This is a genomic window from Longimicrobiaceae bacterium, from assembly GCA_035696245.1.
GTDB lineage: Bacteria > Gemmatimonadota > Gemmatimonadetes > Longimicrobiales > Longimicrobiaceae > DASRQW01.
Genome location: DASRQW010000214.1, coordinates 1 through 14,861, shown reverse-complemented (window position 1 = coordinate 14,861; position 14,861 = coordinate 1). Strand labels below are relative to the sequence as shown.

The following is a 14,861-nucleotide window of genomic DNA, read 5'->3' as shown; positions in this document are numbered from 1 at the left end:
GCGGCTGAGGTCGGGCGCGCCCACGATCCGCGCCAGGCCGGGCGGGGTACCGCGCGCGTCGGCGAGCTGGAAGCCCAGGATCGCGGTGGCGGCGTCGTCGGCCACGGCGGCGCGGGTGACGAAGCGGCGGCGCACGGTCTCCTCGCGCGCGAACACCTCCAGCCGCGACGCGGACCCCTCCGTGGGCGACGCCAGCGCCAGACGCCGCCCCTGGAGCGAGGCCACGCCGGCGCCGAGCGCGGCGTTTACGGCGTCGCGCAGCTCGGCGCGGGTGACGTGGTGCGCGTCCGCGGCGCCGGCGCGGAGGTCCACCGTCACCGGCGCGCCGCCGTCCACCGCCAGCGCCAGGCGGTACGCGGCGCCCAGGTCGGTCTCCCCCTCCAGCTCCACCGTGGCCTCGAGCCGCGCGGGCGTCGCGTCGGTGCCGCGGAACACGCGCGCGCCCACGCCGAAGAGCGGCCCCGCCGCATCCTCGTCCGCGGGAAGCGAGGGAAGGACGATCGTCCCCGCCGTCCCCCTCTCGGCCGACACGAGGCGCAGGAAGCGGCCGTCGAAGGCGCAGGCGGCGGGGGCCAGCGCGGCGGAGAGCAGCTGGGCCACGGCGTTGGGGTCCACCTCCGGCCCGGCCAGCGCGGAGAGGTCCACGTCCACCGCGGGCCCGCCGTCCACCTCCACCCGCAGCCGCATTCCCGGCGGCAGAGCGAGGCCGTCGGACAGGTCGGCGAGGCCGCGCAGGAGCGCGGGCGACGGGTCGCGCCCCACGGCCACGCGGGCGGCGGGGCCCAGGAGGACGCCGGCCGCGTCGTGCGCGGCGGGCGCCTGCACCGCCAGGCTCCCCGCCGCGCCGGGCGCGCGGGACGCGAGGACGAGGCGGCCATCCGCCTCGGCCGCCAGGTGCGGGACCTCGTGGTTGATGGCGTCGATCACGTCCTGCAGCGCCACCGTTCCCGTCCGCGCGGGATCCAGGTCCGGCTCGATGGTCGTCGCCCGGTCCACCACGCCGCGGAGGTAGCGCGCGCCGCCCAGCTCCACGCCCAGCGACAGGTCGTGCGCGCCCACGATGCGCGCGGTGGCCTCGGGGCGGCCGCGGTAGCCGCGCGGCGCCAGCCCCAGCAGCACCGGCGCGGCATCCGCCGGGTGGTCGTGCACCTCCAGCCGCCCGGCCGCGCCGGCCGTGGGCGAGCGCAGCACCAGCCGCCCGTCGCCCGCCGAGGCGACGCCGGGGAGCGCGGCCTCGATCGCCGCCACCACCTCCGCCAGCGTGGCCTGCGAGGGATCGGCGACGGCCGCGGCGAGGTCGACCTCCGTCTCCCCGCCCGCGTCGGCCGAGAGCACCAGCGTGGAGTGCCCGCGCAGGTCGATGGCGGCGGGAAGCACCGGGCCGGCGAGGATCGCGGGGGTGGACTCCGTCCCCGCCGCCTCGGCGCGCGCGAAGCCGAGCACCGCGCGCGCCGCGTCGTCCAGGAGGGGGAGGACGGCGGTGACGGAGTCGTCGGCGCGGCGCCACCAGGCGTCCATGTGCGCCTCGTCGTCGTCGATGCGCAGCCCCAGCGTCTCGGCCGTGACGCGCAGCACGCCGCGCACGGTGGAGGTGCCGTCGAGGAAGGTGCGGACGTAGCGCTTCAGGTGGTCGCGGAACTCCTCTACCGGCTCCTCCGGGAAGGGCGCCTCGCGCGGCTTCAGCCCGTAGAGCGCGGCGATCAGCGCCAGGTCCAGGATCTCCGTCTCCCCGCGGTCGGCGTGGTCCGCCCAGTGCGCGCGCAGCACCTCGGCCAGCGCGTTGCCGGCCGAGAGCAGCTCGCCGCCGAAGGCGTCGGCCAGCGAGTGCAGCGCCGTGGGGCGCGGCCGCGCGCGGAAGGTGTGCGGCAGCAGGTCCAGGATGCGGTCGATCGCGGTGGCCATCGCCTCACCCCTTGGTGAGCTGGACGTCGGCCACGCCCATCTCGAGCGCGACCCACCACGGCTCGCCGTTCACCGTGGCCAGCACCCTGAACTCGCCCTTGCCGGTCTCGTCCTCCGTGGGCGCCGCAGAGCCGTCCGCGTTGCGGAGCTGGCCGGGCGCGGGGCGGCGCGTTCCTGTCGGCGCGGCGGGAAGGGTCTCCTTCAGCGCCGCGGCCAGGAGCGACTGCAGCGTCTCGCGCGGGGGAAGGCTGGTGGGCAGCGCGGCGACGGTGCGCGCGGCCACCGCCTCGGGGCCGGCCACCTCGGTGTCGGAGAGCGAGACCACCACGCCGGCGAAGACGGGGTCCTTCGCCTCCCTCACCCCCTTCACCGCGTCGAGGAGCTGCTTCCCCTCCAGGTCGCCGCCGCGGGTCAGGGTGTCGGCGTAGCCCTGCATCGCCGCGATTACCTCGGCGATGATCGCGAGCTGCCCGTCGGGCGTGGTGCTCGCGGGGATGGTGACCTTCAGCCGCGGGCGGACGTAGACGAAGCGCGCGGTGACCGTGGCCAGCACGCCGGCCGCGCGTGTCCGCTGCACCGCGTCGGCCGCCTGGGCGAAGCGCTCGGGCTCGGTCTCCAGCAGCAGGGTGACGGTGCCGGGGGGAACGCGGACGGCGGCGCTCTCGGGGTCCCACAGCTCGCCCAGGTCGGCGCGCTCCTCCTGCAGGACGCGGCGCAGCGCGGCCACGGTGGCGCTCCCCAGCGCGCGGATGGCGGCGCGGGCGCGGGCGCGGAGCTGGTCGTCTGTTTCGGGCTCGGCGCCGAGGGCTGTCGGCTCGGAGTTGCTCACCCGCGCGACGCCCAGGATGGGGCGGACGAGCAGGGAGATGGCGCCCGCGGGAACAACCCCCTCGGCCCCGCGCGAGGCACCGTCCGCGCGCACGGGCACGTCGATGCGCGCCTGGCCGCGCTGGAGGACGCGCAGCTCGGCCGTCACGAACGCCTTGCCGTCGTCCGTCCGCAGCCCCACCCCCTCGGTGAGGGCCACGTCTCCGTCGCCCGCGGCGGTGTCGCGGTAGAAGGTGACGATCCCCGCCGCGTATTCCCCCGCCTTGCGCTCCACCCCCAGGATGGAGACCACCAGGTCGAGCGACTTCCCGCGCGCGGTGTCGATGAAGCCGGCGCGATAGGCCTCGTTCACCTGCTCGTACAGCGCGGTGATCTCGCGGCTGACGGCCTCGGTGAGGGTGCGGGTCACGCTCCCCACGTTCACGTCGGTCAGCGGCGGCCGCGCGCCGGGGGGGAGGTAGTCGACGTAGAAGAGGGTGTCGTCGGCCGGGCGCGCGCCCCCCTCCACCCACACCACCTCGTTGGCGCCGGGCGAGAAGATCCAGTCCTTGTCGGGAAGGAACTGCACGCGGCGCAGCCCCGGCGCCCCGGTCTCCGGATCGGGCGCGGCGACGCTGCCGGTGACCGAGCGCACCGCGTCGGCGCGGCGCGACAGGGGGTACGCGGCCGCCTTCACGTCGAAGGCGACGGCCTCGTTGACCACCCCGCCCAGCAGCACGGTGAGGACGTCGTCCACCACCTCGGCGTAGGGGCGCTCCACCAGCGTCACGGTTTCGGTCTTCACTGGGCCGCGCCTCCGGCCAGGGAGAAGGGAAGGGTCACCCGCACCTCGCCGTCCATCTCCACCGCCTCCAGCTCCAGGTGGATGTCTACCTGGTCGCGCGCGCGGGGCGACTGGACGGCCGTGACCGACACGATGCGGCGGATGCGGGGCTCGTCCTGCAGCGCCTGCAGCACGAACAGCTTGGCGCGGTTGCGCACGGTCTCGGTGTTCAGCTCGCCGATCAGCTCGTGCAGCCGCGAGCCGTACGCCGGGTGCCCCAGCTCCGCCAGCTCGCCGCGGAATGTCAGCAGCCGCAGCAGGAGCGCCTGGATGAGGTTCGGCACGCCGGCCCAGGTGTCCAGGTCGATGGGGTCCGGCGCCCCCGCCGGCGCGCGGCCGGGCCGGCGCAGCGTGGCCAGGTCGCTGCCGGGCGCGCGGCTGCTCTGCTCCACCAGGTCGCGCAGGAGCCGCAGGTCGGTGCCGAATCGTTCCTCGGGCGTGGACATCGGGTCTTCCTCCGCTCAGGGCGGCCACTGGTCGATGACGGACACCGTCGCGGGCGGGCCGATGATGGTGAGCACCCCCGGCGGCGAGGGGATCTGGTCGCCCATCCGCACCAGCCCGCGCCCGCCCACCGTCACCCCCGAGCTCCCCGGCGGCCCGATCACCAGGGGATAGGGGACGCCGGTCACCGAGTGGATCATGGTGCAGATCGACCCGGTCATGGCCAGCGGCACCCCCCCCGCGGTCAGGAAGGGGGGGAGGACGGCCACGATGGTTCCCATGTCGGGCGCCGCGGTGGCGCCGGGGGTCACCATCACCACGCAGCCCATGGAGACGGGGGGTCCGGGCATGGCCTCCTCAGGGTCCGAACGAGGTGATTCCCTTCACCGACACCACCGCCCCCTGCACCGTGGCCGTCGCCCCCGCCTGCAGCGTGGCCGTCGCCCCGCCCTTGGCGGTGAGCGTCGTTCCCGCCTCGACCGTGGCCGAGGTGAGCGCCTTGATGGAGACGGACCGGCCCTGGATGGAGACCGCGCCCGCGGCCTTCAGCGCCAGCCCGCCCGCCGCGTCCACGGTCACGTCGCCGTCCTGGTTGATGGTGACGGTGGAGCGTCCCGCGAACACGGTGACGGTGCCGCCGCCGGCGCCCTGCTGGTCCAGCTTCATCTCGGTGTTGCCGGCGGTGGCGCGCACGGTGCCGTCGGTCACGCGCAGGGTGATGCGGGGCGGCATCTCGAGCAGCGCCTCGCGCGGGGGCGAGCTCGCCGGGACGTTGCGGACCACCGTGCGGATGGTGCGGTCATCGGCCTCGGCCAGGGGAAGGCGGGTGACGATCTCGCGGCTGTCGTTCAGCGGCGGCCGGTCGGCGTCGCTGTACAGGCGGCCGATGACGATGGGCTGGTTGACGTCGCCCTTGTCGTAGGTCAGCAGCACCAGGTCGCCCGCGTTGGGGATGGCGGCGCTGCCGATGTGCTGCGTGGCGATGGGAACGCGCTTCAGCAGCAGGCCGCTGTTCTTCAGCCGCACGTCGCACCCGTAGTTGTCGCCGTCGCCCTGCGCGCGGTGCGGCCCCACCGCCTCCACCACCCCCAGGTCGGCCACGCGCACGCGCGCCAGCTCCTGGCGGACGATGGCCTGGATGGTCTCGACGATGGTGGACATCTTCGCGCTCCGGGCGGTGATGAGTCCTGAGTGCCGAGGGCTGAGTGCCGGGTGCCGGGTGATGCTGCGCTTGCGCGCTTCGTTCGTCGCGCTTCAGTCGTCCGCGCGGAAGCCGATCTCGGTGGTGAACCCGCCGGCCTTGGTGAGGCGGTGGGTGACGCTGCGCACCTGCCAGCGGCGGTTCAGCGACTCGTCGGGCATGCGCTCCAGGCGCAGCGCGTCGCCCAGCCGCACCATGGCCCGGCCCATGATCTTCAGCCGGCCGGCCAGCGCGCGGTTGCGCAAGGTGAAGAGCGCGGCCTCGGCGGCGGTGCGGGCGGCGGCGCGGGTGCGCAGCGCCGGGCGCTCCAGCAGCAGGAGCGATCCCGTGCCCGCGCTCCCCCGCGAGCCGCGGAAGTCCGGGGTCAGCCACCCCCACGCTCCGCTTCCCTGCGCTCCCGTGGGGCTCTCGCCCCAGGCCTCCACGCGGCCGGCGCGCGGCGGGGCGCGGCGCACCTCCACCTCCAGCAGGTCGCGGCCGTGCCGCAGCACGTGCGCGGTCCGGCCGCCGTTCCACGCGCGCATCACCAGCCGCCCGTCGGGCTCGGCCCACGCGTCCATCCCGCTCAGCTCCGCCAGGTCGCGCAGGTGGTGCGCGGCGGACCGGCGCCCGTCCACCACGTAGGCGGGGAAGGAGATGCCGTCCTCCGCCTCGGAAACCGGCACCCCGGCGCGCATCGCCAGCTCCTTCGCGATCGCGCCGGCGGTGCGGCCCTCGAAGGTCTCGTCCACGAAGGTGGAGAGCAGCGGGGCCGCCGCGCCGATGATGGTGACGCGGTTGGTGGCGAGGCCGGGCTCCACGCGGTCCACCGTGCCGGCCAGCACCGTATCCACCGTCTCGCCCCGGTCGGCGTAGCCCATCCCGATCGCCGCCGCGTCGCCGCGCGTGGGGCGGAACGAGCCGACCTGGCCCAGGACGAGGGTGGCCGCGTCCACCGGTGCGTCCAGGTCCAGCGACACCGTCATCTCCACCAGCGTGCTCGCGCGCGGCTCGCGCGTGGTGTCGACCAGGTGCGTGCCCAGCAGCAGGCGGTAGGCGGGGGTCAGCATGGTCATCTCAGGCCAGCCTCTCCTCGATCTTCCGCACCGCGTCGCGCGCCTGCTCGCGGACGAAGTCGTGCGGGCCCGATTCGGCCACGCCCGCCAGCGCCGCCACCGCCTGCGCGCCGCCCACCGCGCCCAGGCACTGCACCGCGACCTTGGCCACCGAGGCGTCCGGGTCGTGCAGCAGCGGCGCGAGGCTGGCCGTGGCGCCGGCGCCCGCCACCTTCGCCAGCGCACGGACGGCGAGGATGCGCTGGACCGGGTCGGCGTGCGCCAGCGCGTCGGCCAGCGCGGGCGCCGCCGCGGCGGCCGGCGCGCCGATCTCGCCCAGCGCCACCGCGGCACGCTGGCGCATCAGCGGCTCGGCCGCGGGGTCGCGCAGGATCGCGACGAGGACGGGAACGGCCTCGGCACCCATCGCCACCAGCTGCGGGAGGCCGTTGAACTCGTCGTCCTGCATCAGGGCGAGCACCGCTTCTTTCGTCGCCATGCCGCTACACCCGGAACACGAGGAAGCCGCTGCCGTCCATCAGCGCGCACTGCACGTTCGTCAGGCGCACCTGCGAGGGAGCTGCGGGAAGCCCGCTGGTGGTGGTGTTCATCAGGTTGTTCAGGGCCCCGTTGTGGGGAAGGTTCAGCACGTGCCCGATCTCGTGCCCCATCGTGTACTGCGTGGCGCCGTCGCACACCGTCACGCCCGGGTTCCCGGCGGGGTACGCCGAGCAGCCGCGCAGCGCCAGGCTGTCGGAGCGGATGAAGTAGACGATGAAGTTGGCCGCGCACGCCGCCCGCCCCAGCGCGAAGAGCGCCGTCTCTTCCGCGCCGCGCAACGCATCGCCGCCGATGGTCAGCGGGCAGGTGGTGCGGGCGATGTCCAGCAGCTGCGGGCTGTTCAGCGTGGGGAGCGCGGTCAGGATGCGGAACTCGATCCCGTCCTGTGCCATCACCCGGTTGGCCGTGCCCAGCAGCAGCGCCGGGTTGGGCGAGGCGCCCTGGATGGTGAGCGTGCAGAGCTCCAGCACGCGGCCTCGCACCCGCGCGTCCACCGGCGGCACCGCGGCCAGCCGCCCCTGCACCTGCAGCCGCACGCGCCCCTGCGCCCGCGTGCGAAGGACCTCGATGGACCGCGGCGCCGCGAAGGTGATGTCGGCGCGCGGGATGGCGGCGGGGATGGCCAGGATGGGGAGCGACACGAAGCGGTCGCCCGCCAGCCGCGTGAGCGGAAAGACCTGCGTCTCCAGCGCGGTCCCGGCGGCGTCGGTGCTGGCGAGCGACGCGGTGAGCGGAAGCGCCGCGCCCGGGAGGTCCACCCGGATGCGGAAGACGGAGCCCGCCTGCGTGTTGAACAGGTCGCCGATGTCGTAGCTGGCCAGGTCGGTGGACAGGATCCCCTCGGTCTGCACCTGCGCCACCGTGGTGTCGAACGGCGCGGTGTTGTTCGTGATCGCCACGTCGAAGGTGGTGATCCGCACCTGGCGGGTGATCCCGGCCACGGTGGCGCGCAGCGTCACGTCGCGCACGGCGTCGAGCGCGAGGGTGCGCTGCAGCGGGTCGTCCAGCCGCGTCGCGGCGTCGTCCGGATCCCACGTCACCAGCGTGGAAGGGATGCAGAACGGCGTGGACGACAGGTTGGCCACCACGCGCACGCTCCCGCCGGCCTGCCGCCGGATCAGGAAGGTGCTCCCCCCCGGCGTCTCGGGCGTCTGGCCCGGGACGGCCAGCGTGAAGTCCACCACGTGCACGAACACGCGGCGGACCACGGGCGTGCCGCCGACGGGCGTGTACGTGGCCGTGATCTCCACCGTCGCCGGCGTGCCGGTGGGAACGACCTGTTGCTTCGGGTTCGCGCCCGCGGTGCCCCCCGCCATCACCAGCGCGCCGCGGGCCGGGTCGAGCATGGCGTCGGGGATCACGGCGTCGGCCGTCACCGTGGCGGGCGACGCGGGGTCGCGGACGAAGACGAAGCGGTGGCTGAGCGTGCCCCCCACCCGCGCGGCGCCGGTGACGGTGAGCGAGAGCGGAGTGCAGTCGTCTGCCGCGCCCTGCGAGCCGCGGGCGACGGTCACCTCGTCGGGCGCGATGAGCCGGTTGGCGCCGGTGGACCCGGAGGGCTGCATCAGCCGGTTGGGGTCGGCCGCGGCCGCGCCGGTCACGTGCGGGAGGTTGAGGAAGTGCCCCAGCTCGTGCGCCAGCACCTGCTCGCGCAGCGGCTCGTCCACCGGGGTGGAGATGGGCGGCCCCAGGATGGTGGTCTGGAAGCGGTCGCCCACCGCGCACCCCGAGATGGCGAGCCCCTGCGACGCCGCGTCCTCGGGCGAAAGCCCGAACCCCGCCTCGCCGTTCCCCGCCAGGTCACCCACGAAGAAGACGTTCACCGCGCGGGGATAGGCGCAGCGGTCCAGCAGGAAGGCGAACTCGCCGCCGTCCACCTCGCAGTCGGTGCGGAAGGCATACGCCTCGTGGACGATGTCCGCCAGCTCGAAGCGGATGCGCCCCTGCCGCCAGGTGCGGTTGGCCGCGTCGAACGCCGCGCGCACCTGGTCGTCGCCGAGGGACGACGCCTGCCGCTCCGCCGCCCCGCCGAAGCCGGCGCAGGTGCGCACCTGGCGGGTGGTGGGGTGCAGCGCCGTCATCACGTGCGCCACGGCGGGGACGCGGATCTCGCGCACCCCGGGCGCGGCCACGATCACCACGTTCAGCGCCAGGTCGCCGTCGTGCAGCCGCCTGCACACCACGCCGCCGCGCACCGGCCCGTCCTCGTCGTCCTCCAGCCGCAGCAGCACCGGCAGGCTGCGCGGCTGCGGCAGCACCTCCAGCGTCCAGATCCCCTCGGGCTTCCCGGCGTACGGGCCGAAGGTGCCGCGCGGGTCGCCGGTGGTGCCGCCCCCGCCGCGGGTGGTGTCGGGGCTGGGCTCGCCGCGCCCCTGCTCGCCGCGCTGGAACTCGCCCGCCGCGGTGATGGCCACGATGGGGCGGCTGGCGACGCGCTCCAGCGCCACCGACCCGTCGGGCTGCCGCACCTCGCGCGACACCCGGCCCACGGCGTCGATCACCGCCGGCTCGGCGGGCTGGAAGAGCAGGCGCCCCGCCTGCGCGGCGCCCCGCGCCAGGAAGCACGCGTGCCCGCTGTTCGCCGGCGGCGGGCCGATGCACCACGCCGTGCCCGCGGGCGAGGCGGGGGGAAGGCGGAAGGTGTCGGGCTCGGGCGGCCGGCAGGGAAGCGCCGCGCCGGTGACGAAGAGCAGCTCCACACGCCGGTTGGGGCGGTGCGCGCTGGGGGTGTTGTTGACCGGGTCCTCCTCGCCGCAGCCCAGCCACCTCAGCGGCTCGCCGGGGCAGTTGGGAAGGAGCCGCGCGGTGCCGAAGGCGAAGTTGTCTTGCCCCAGGTAGTCGCGGATCAGGGCCTCCCAGAGCTCGTCGTCCACGTGCGTCCCCGGGGGCAGCCCCTTGTGGCAGCGGAAGGCGCGGATGGCCTGGTTGGTCAGGCTGTTCCCCGTCCCCTTGTCGCCGTCGATGGTGCCCGGGTACCACCCCAGGTCCTGCAGCATCCACTGGTACTCGCGCACCCCCCAGCTGTCGGCCAGCGTCGTCACCGTCCCCGCCGGCCGCGTCTGGCGGATGGCGGTCCACTCGCGCACCGCGCCGTCCGGGTCGCGGCCGAAGGTGAGGAAGGCGAACACCGCACGCGCCCGCCGCTCCGAGAGCGACTGGTTGTAGTCGCCCGGCCCCACACGGTCGGTGTGCCCCACCACCAGCAGCCGGTCCGCCGTGTGGCCGCTGGACGCGGCGAAGCCGAGCGCGCGGCCCAGCACGGCGCGCATGCACGGCTCCACGAACGCGCTGTCGAAGCGGAAGTGCACCACGAACGCTGCGGCCACCGCCTGCTGCGGGCGGAGGACGATCTGGATCCGCGCGGTCTGGCCGGGGCTCACCGTGCCCGTGGCGCTGCCGGTGAGCCGCTCGGCCTCGGCGGTGGCCGTGGCGCCGTACTCGCCCGCGTCCAGCTCGCGCGCGCTCCACACGTTGGCGCTCCGCTCGGTGAGCGTGCGCGTGCTCACGTTGCCGTCGGCGCCGCGGCCGGTGACGGTGACGGAGATGCGCGACATCTCGAAGTCCGGCTGCCCCTCTACCGTGACCTCCACGTCCAGCTGCCCCTGCTCGGTGGCCGGGTCGATGGGCGTGGGGCGCGGCGGCGGCTCCTCGGTCTGGGGGCGCGGCGGCTCCAGAAACTCGCGCAGCCCGAAGGCGTACTCGAAGCGCTCGGGGCGGCCGGCCACCTCGCGCACCTCCAGCGCCTCCACCAGCACCCGGCCCACGCGCGTGGCGGTGGTGATGTCGGCCACGAAGTCCACCGGCTGTGCGGCGCGGAAGCGGTCGCGCAGCTCGCCCAGCGCCTCGCGCGCACCCTGGCCGGTGAGCACGCCGGTGAGCGACACGCGCGCGGCGCGGCGGCCCTGGCGCTGCAGCCAGTCGCCTTCCAGCGCGGGCACGGCGTGCCGGGCGAGCGCCTGCTCGTCCTCCACGTCCACGCACTGCGCCTGGGGCAGCTCCAGCGAGTCCAGCAGCGTCCGTGCGGCCATCGCTCACACCGGGGTGCGCGGGTGCCGGCTCATGCCGGCTTGAGCTGGTTGAGGTCGGTGACGATGGCGGTGATCAGGTCGGTGATCTCCTGCTTCACCGCGTCCAGGCTGGGAAGCCCGGCCACCACGTCCACGATGCCGAGCACGGAGTCGATGGCGCCGGCCTGCGCGGGAAGGAGGTTCTTCGACGTCTGCAGCACCGTCTTCACCGTGGTGGTGAAGTGCGACACCTGGTCCAGCCCGGGGATGGCGCCCACGTCCAGCCGCTGGATCTCGGCCTTCAGCCGGTTCAGCAGGTCGATCAGCTGGTTGATCAGCTCGGTTACCTGCGGGATCAGCGCGGCGATCTGCTGGATCGCGGGCTTGATGACGGCCGTGTTCTGGTCCAGGAAGGTCTTGAGCTCGGTCAGCGCGTCCTTCAGGTCCTGGAACAGGTTCTGGGCGGGCATGGGTCCTCCTTCCGCGGGGGCGGGCGCCGTGTATGGCGGCGGGTCGATGGACGGCTCCGGTGGATCGGGGTGCCTGCGGTCATCATCCTCCCGCCGCGTTGGCGGCCTGCACGCGCTGCAGCAGCGAGCCCAGGACGCCCACGAACGGCTCCAGCCCGGTGGCGAAGAGCGGCGCCAGGTCCAGCGCGCCGGCCAGCGCGTCCACCAGCCCGGCCGCTGCCGCGGACAGCGCGTCGTCCAGCCCCGCGGTGCCGGCGGGCTCCACGGGTTCGGCGAGCTCGCGCAGCGTCAGCACGTACAGGTAGCGGTCGGGCTTTCCGGCCAGCTCCTCCACCCGCAGCCCGGCTACCACCACCCTCTCCAGCCGCATGTCGGCCACGATGTCGGCGGTGAAGGGCACCGGGTCGCCTGCCTGGAACAGGGTGTTGAGCCGCTCCACGAAGCCGCGCGCGCCGCTCCCCGTGGCCACGCCCCACAGCGCAACGTGGCCGGGGCGGCGCCCCAGGTTCTGCAGCAGGCTGCCCACGAAGGCGGGGGGCTTGTGCTCGGCCAGCACGCGCCGGTCGGTGGTCACCACCTCCTGCACCTGCGGCAGCTCCAGCGTGTCGAGCATCGGGCGCATGGCTCGGCTCCCGGGCTACACGTCGATCCCGAAGCGGCGCGCCTCGTCGTCCAGGATCGTCTTGATCCGCCGCGCCAGCTCGCCCAGGTCCTCTCCCGCCCCGTCCTCGTCCGGCGCGCCGGGGAGCCGCACCGCCGCTGCGCCGGGGACGTGGAACGGAGCGGGAGCCGCCGCCGCGGGGTGCCCGCCGCCCCTCTCCGGTGGCAGCGGCGGGAGCCGCGCCGGCCGCACCGTCCCCACCCTCGCCTGGTCGGCGGGATGCGGCGGCGGCGCATCGTCTCCCGGCTCGGCGTCCGCGGGCGGCGCGGGCTCCACCGGCCACGGGGCGATTCCGTCGCGCGCCCAGGAACCGGAAACCGCTTCGGCGGATGGATGGCCGGCGTGTGCCCCACCCCCCGTCGCCCGGCGAGTCGGCGTCCCGGCCGCGGCATCCGGCACCACGCGCGGCGCCGCAAGGCCGGCCAGCCACTCCGTGGTGACGGGCGGCGCCGCGATCGGCGCCCCCCACTGCTCCGCCAGCGCCGTCGTCGCCTCCGCTCCCGGATCGAGGCCGGCCGCCAGTCCCCGTGCGGCGCGCGCGGCGGCCCGTTCGATCCACCGCACCCCGTCCCGCGCCGCGTCCTCGCCGCTCCCCCCGGCGGGGACGGGGCGGTGCCGGGGGGATGCGGAGGCAGGGAGCGACGAGATTGCGCGCCTTGCGAATGCCGAGGGTGCGTGGGGAGATGCGCCGCCGTTCCGCGCCGGCCGCACAACCTCCTCTGCCGCGGCCGTGGCGACGGACGTGCGGCCGGCGAGGGAGTGCAGGAGCCCAGCGTCCGCCTGGCGCGGGAGCGTCGCGGGACCGGCCATCCCCGTGCGCCGCACCGGCGGAGGACGGGACGACGACGCGTGGGAGGACGCGCGCCGGCTGCGCCCGCCCGCCGCTCCCGCATCTCCCGAAGTCGCGTCGTCCGGAGACCGGGAACGGAACGGGGGATGAGCGAACGGGGGACGGGACGGGGGATGAGCGGCGGAGGGTGATCCGGCCGTCCGCGCGCTCGCCGCCAGCCCGCTGAACGCGTCGCGGGCGCGGGCCGCGCGGCGCGGCGGCTCGGCCGCGGCGGGGGAAAGGGGGCCGAAGATCGAGGGGTCCGCCCCGGCGCGGCGCGGCGGACGCGCGGCCGCTCCCGGCTCTCCGCCGCGAGAGGCGAGGCCCGCGGCGAGCGCGGCCAGGCCCTCGTCCCACGCCCCCCGCGCGAGGAGGCGCGGACGCACGCCGGCGAGCGCGGGCACCCACCCGCTGGCCCGGCGCAGGGCGGCCACCCCGGCGGCGGCGCGGGCGATCGCGCGCATCCACGCGGCGGGGGCGCCGCCGCCGGCCAGCGGGTGCGCGCGCCTCACGCGGCCTCCGCGCCGTCACGCAGCATCTGCAGGTACAGCAGGATCTGGCCGACCGTCATCCCGCTCACCTCCTGCGGCGTCCACCCGAACTCGCGGGCCAGGACGAAGCAGGCGCGGGCCAGCGGGGCCTGCACCAGCTCCTCGAGCGCCCCGCGCGGCGTGCCGATGCCGCTGATCTCGTCGATGCGCTCCACCAGGAAGCGCGCGAGCCCGGCGGGAAGGCGCCCCACGTCGTCCACGTTCAGCGCGGGCTCCACCAGCGCCTGCTGGATCATCAGCGCGGCCGACAGCTCGTCGTCGTCGCGCGCCGCCCGCCCGATGCGCTGCAGGTCGCGCACGGTCAGCGGGCGCAGGACCACGCGCGCCGGGTCCGCGCCGTCCGCGGCCAGCAGGCCGGGGGGCAGCTCCACGTCGTGCGTGGCTTCGCTCCCGGCGAGCAGCCGTTCGGCGGTCGCCGCCACGGGGCGCCCGTTCCCGCTCACGCGTTCGCCTGGCCCGACGGGAACGCCGGGTTCTCGGCCACCACGCCGCTCCCGCCGCCGCCGCCACCCCCGCCCTGCCCAGTGATCCCGGCGGAGCGGATGCCCAGGGCGCGGAAGGTCACGTTCTCCATCACGAAGTCCTCCTCGGGCATGGCGAACGACCAGTCCTCCAGCTTCACGCCCAGCAGCACCACCACCGTCCCGCGCGCGGGCGACGCGGGATCGATGAGCTGCACCTGCATCCCGAACGAGGGCTGCACGTAGGGCTCGGGGATGGTCTGCAGCGCCGCTCCGCGCCCCAGCAGCAGGTTCAGCAGCCCGCCGTTGATGTGCGCCCGGGTGATGCGGCCGCTGACGTGGATGTTGCCCGGGTGCAGCGAGGTGGGGTGGCGGCGGCCGATCTCGTGGTACTCCTGCAGGTCGGTGTGCACGCGGATCTCCACCCCCGTCACGCGTCCCACCGTGCGCAGCTCGAAGAAGTCGATCGCCAGCTTCCCGTCGTCGCCCTCCGCCCCGGTCTCGTCGGAAAGGACCAGGGTGCCATTGGACCCCGTGTAGACGTTCGTCGTGATGGCCATCGCGCCGGTCTCCCTTTATTCGAGGAACATCGTCACGCGGATGTAGTCGATGCTGAAGGTGGGCTGCAGCGTGAGCGTCACCCGCGCGATCCCCTGCCGCTCGTCCTCGCGCGTGGCCGTCACCTCCAGCTTGTAGGCCGTCAGCATCTCGTCCTTCACCATCCCGTCCAGGAAGGTGTTGAGGGTGGCGTGCATGGCCCCGCGCACCCGGACGTTGTTCAGCAGCCCGATGTACGGCGTGGCGGACGAGCGCACGCCGTACTTGGCGTAGTCCACGATCCGGCGCGTGGTGATCTGCGCGAATGCGCTTCCCGTGCTGGTGGTGATCCCCTTCACCACCCGGAAGCCCTGGCGCCGCTCCAGCCCCAGCACCCGCGCCTTCACCAGCTGCGTGAGCTGTGCGGCGTCGAACTCCGCCTCCAGCCCGTCCACCAGCAGCGGCTTGTTGGTCAGGCTCACGTGCGGGCTGAGCGCCGAAAGCTTCCCGGCGACGGCCGCGGCCGCGTACGCGCCGGGAAGCACCACCGTC

Annotated in this window: 14 protein-coding genes; all 14 read right to left on the bottom strand. The window is 75.3% G+C overall.

Annotated features, from left to right (window positions below):
• A partial coding sequence (locus VFE05_09985) for a hypothetical protein (protein HET6230384.1) occupies window positions 1-1,902 on the bottom strand: 1,902 nt, incomplete at its 3' end.
• A 4-nt stretch (window positions 1,903-1,906) separates the two neighbouring features.
• Entirely contained in the window at window positions 1,907-3,514 is a 1,608-nt protein-coding gene (locus VFE05_09980) for a baseplate J/gp47 family protein (protein ID HET6230383.1), read from the bottom strand.
• Entirely contained in the window at window positions 3,511-3,999 is a 489-nt protein-coding gene (locus VFE05_09975) for a hypothetical protein (protein ID HET6230382.1), read from the bottom strand. Before VFE05_09975 ends, VFE05_09980 begins: the two co-directional genes overlap by 4 nt.
• Window positions 4,000-4,014: 15 nt before the next feature.
• Window positions 4,015-4,347 (bottom strand): hypothetical protein, encoded by a 333-nt coding sequence (locus tag VFE05_09970; GenBank protein HET6230381.1) that lies wholly within the window; start codon window positions 4,345-4,347, stop codon window positions 4,015-4,017.
• A gap of 7 nt (window positions 4,348-4,354) precedes the next feature.
• A complete protein-coding gene (locus tag VFE05_09965; GenBank protein HET6230380.1) occupies window positions 4,355-5,158 on the bottom strand; it encodes a phage baseplate assembly protein V in 804 nt (267 codons plus the stop codon).
• A gap of 93 nt (window positions 5,159-5,251) precedes the next feature.
• Window positions 5,252-6,253: a hypothetical protein gene (locus VFE05_09960; GenBank protein ID HET6230379.1), complete on the bottom strand. Its 1,002-nt coding sequence runs from the start codon at window positions 6,251-6,253 to the stop codon at window positions 5,252-5,254.
• A gap of 1 nt (window position 6,254) precedes the next feature.
• The gene (locus VFE05_09955) at window positions 6,255-6,731 is read right to left on the bottom strand and encodes a HEAT repeat domain-containing protein (protein HET6230378.1); all 477 of its coding nucleotides are present in this window, start codon (window positions 6,729-6,731) and stop codon (window positions 6,255-6,257) included.
• Window positions 6,732-6,735: 4 nt separating this feature from the next.
• On the bottom strand, window positions 6,736-10,821 hold the full coding sequence (locus VFE05_09950) for an OmpA family protein (GenBank protein HET6230377.1): 4,086 nt from the start codon (window positions 10,819-10,821) through the stop codon (window positions 6,736-6,738).
• Window positions 10,822-10,850: 29 nt separating this feature from the next.
• Window positions 10,851-11,270, bottom strand: coding sequence for a hypothetical protein (locus tag VFE05_09945; protein HET6230376.1), 420 nt, complete (start codon window positions 11,268-11,270; stop codon window positions 10,851-10,853).
• A gap of 82 nt (window positions 11,271-11,352) precedes the next feature.
• Window positions 11,353-11,892 (bottom strand): hypothetical protein, encoded by a 540-nt coding sequence (locus VFE05_09940; GenBank protein HET6230375.1) that lies wholly within the window; start codon window positions 11,890-11,892, stop codon window positions 11,353-11,355.
• Between the two features lie 15 nt (window positions 11,893-11,907).
• A complete protein-coding gene (locus VFE05_09935; protein HET6230374.1) occupies window positions 11,908-13,272 on the bottom strand; it encodes a hypothetical protein in 1,365 nt (454 codons plus the stop codon).
• Window positions 13,269-13,754 carry a hypothetical protein gene (locus VFE05_09930; GenBank protein HET6230373.1) on the bottom strand — a complete coding sequence of 162 codons (486 nt, stop codon included), beginning with the start codon at window positions 13,752-13,754 and terminating at the stop codon, window positions 13,269-13,271. The genes VFE05_09935 and VFE05_09930 overlap by 4 nt, the downstream gene beginning before the upstream one ends.
• The gene (locus VFE05_09925; protein HET6230372.1) at window positions 13,751-14,332 is read right to left on the bottom strand and encodes a hypothetical protein; all 582 of its coding nucleotides are present in this window, start codon (window positions 14,330-14,332) and stop codon (window positions 13,751-13,753) included. Before VFE05_09925 ends, VFE05_09930 begins: the two co-directional genes overlap by 4 nt.
• Before the next feature lie 15 nt (window positions 14,333-14,347).
• The coding region (locus VFE05_09920) for a phage tail sheath C-terminal domain-containing protein (GenBank protein ID HET6230371.1) at window positions 14,348-14,861 on the bottom strand (514 nt) is incomplete at its 5' end.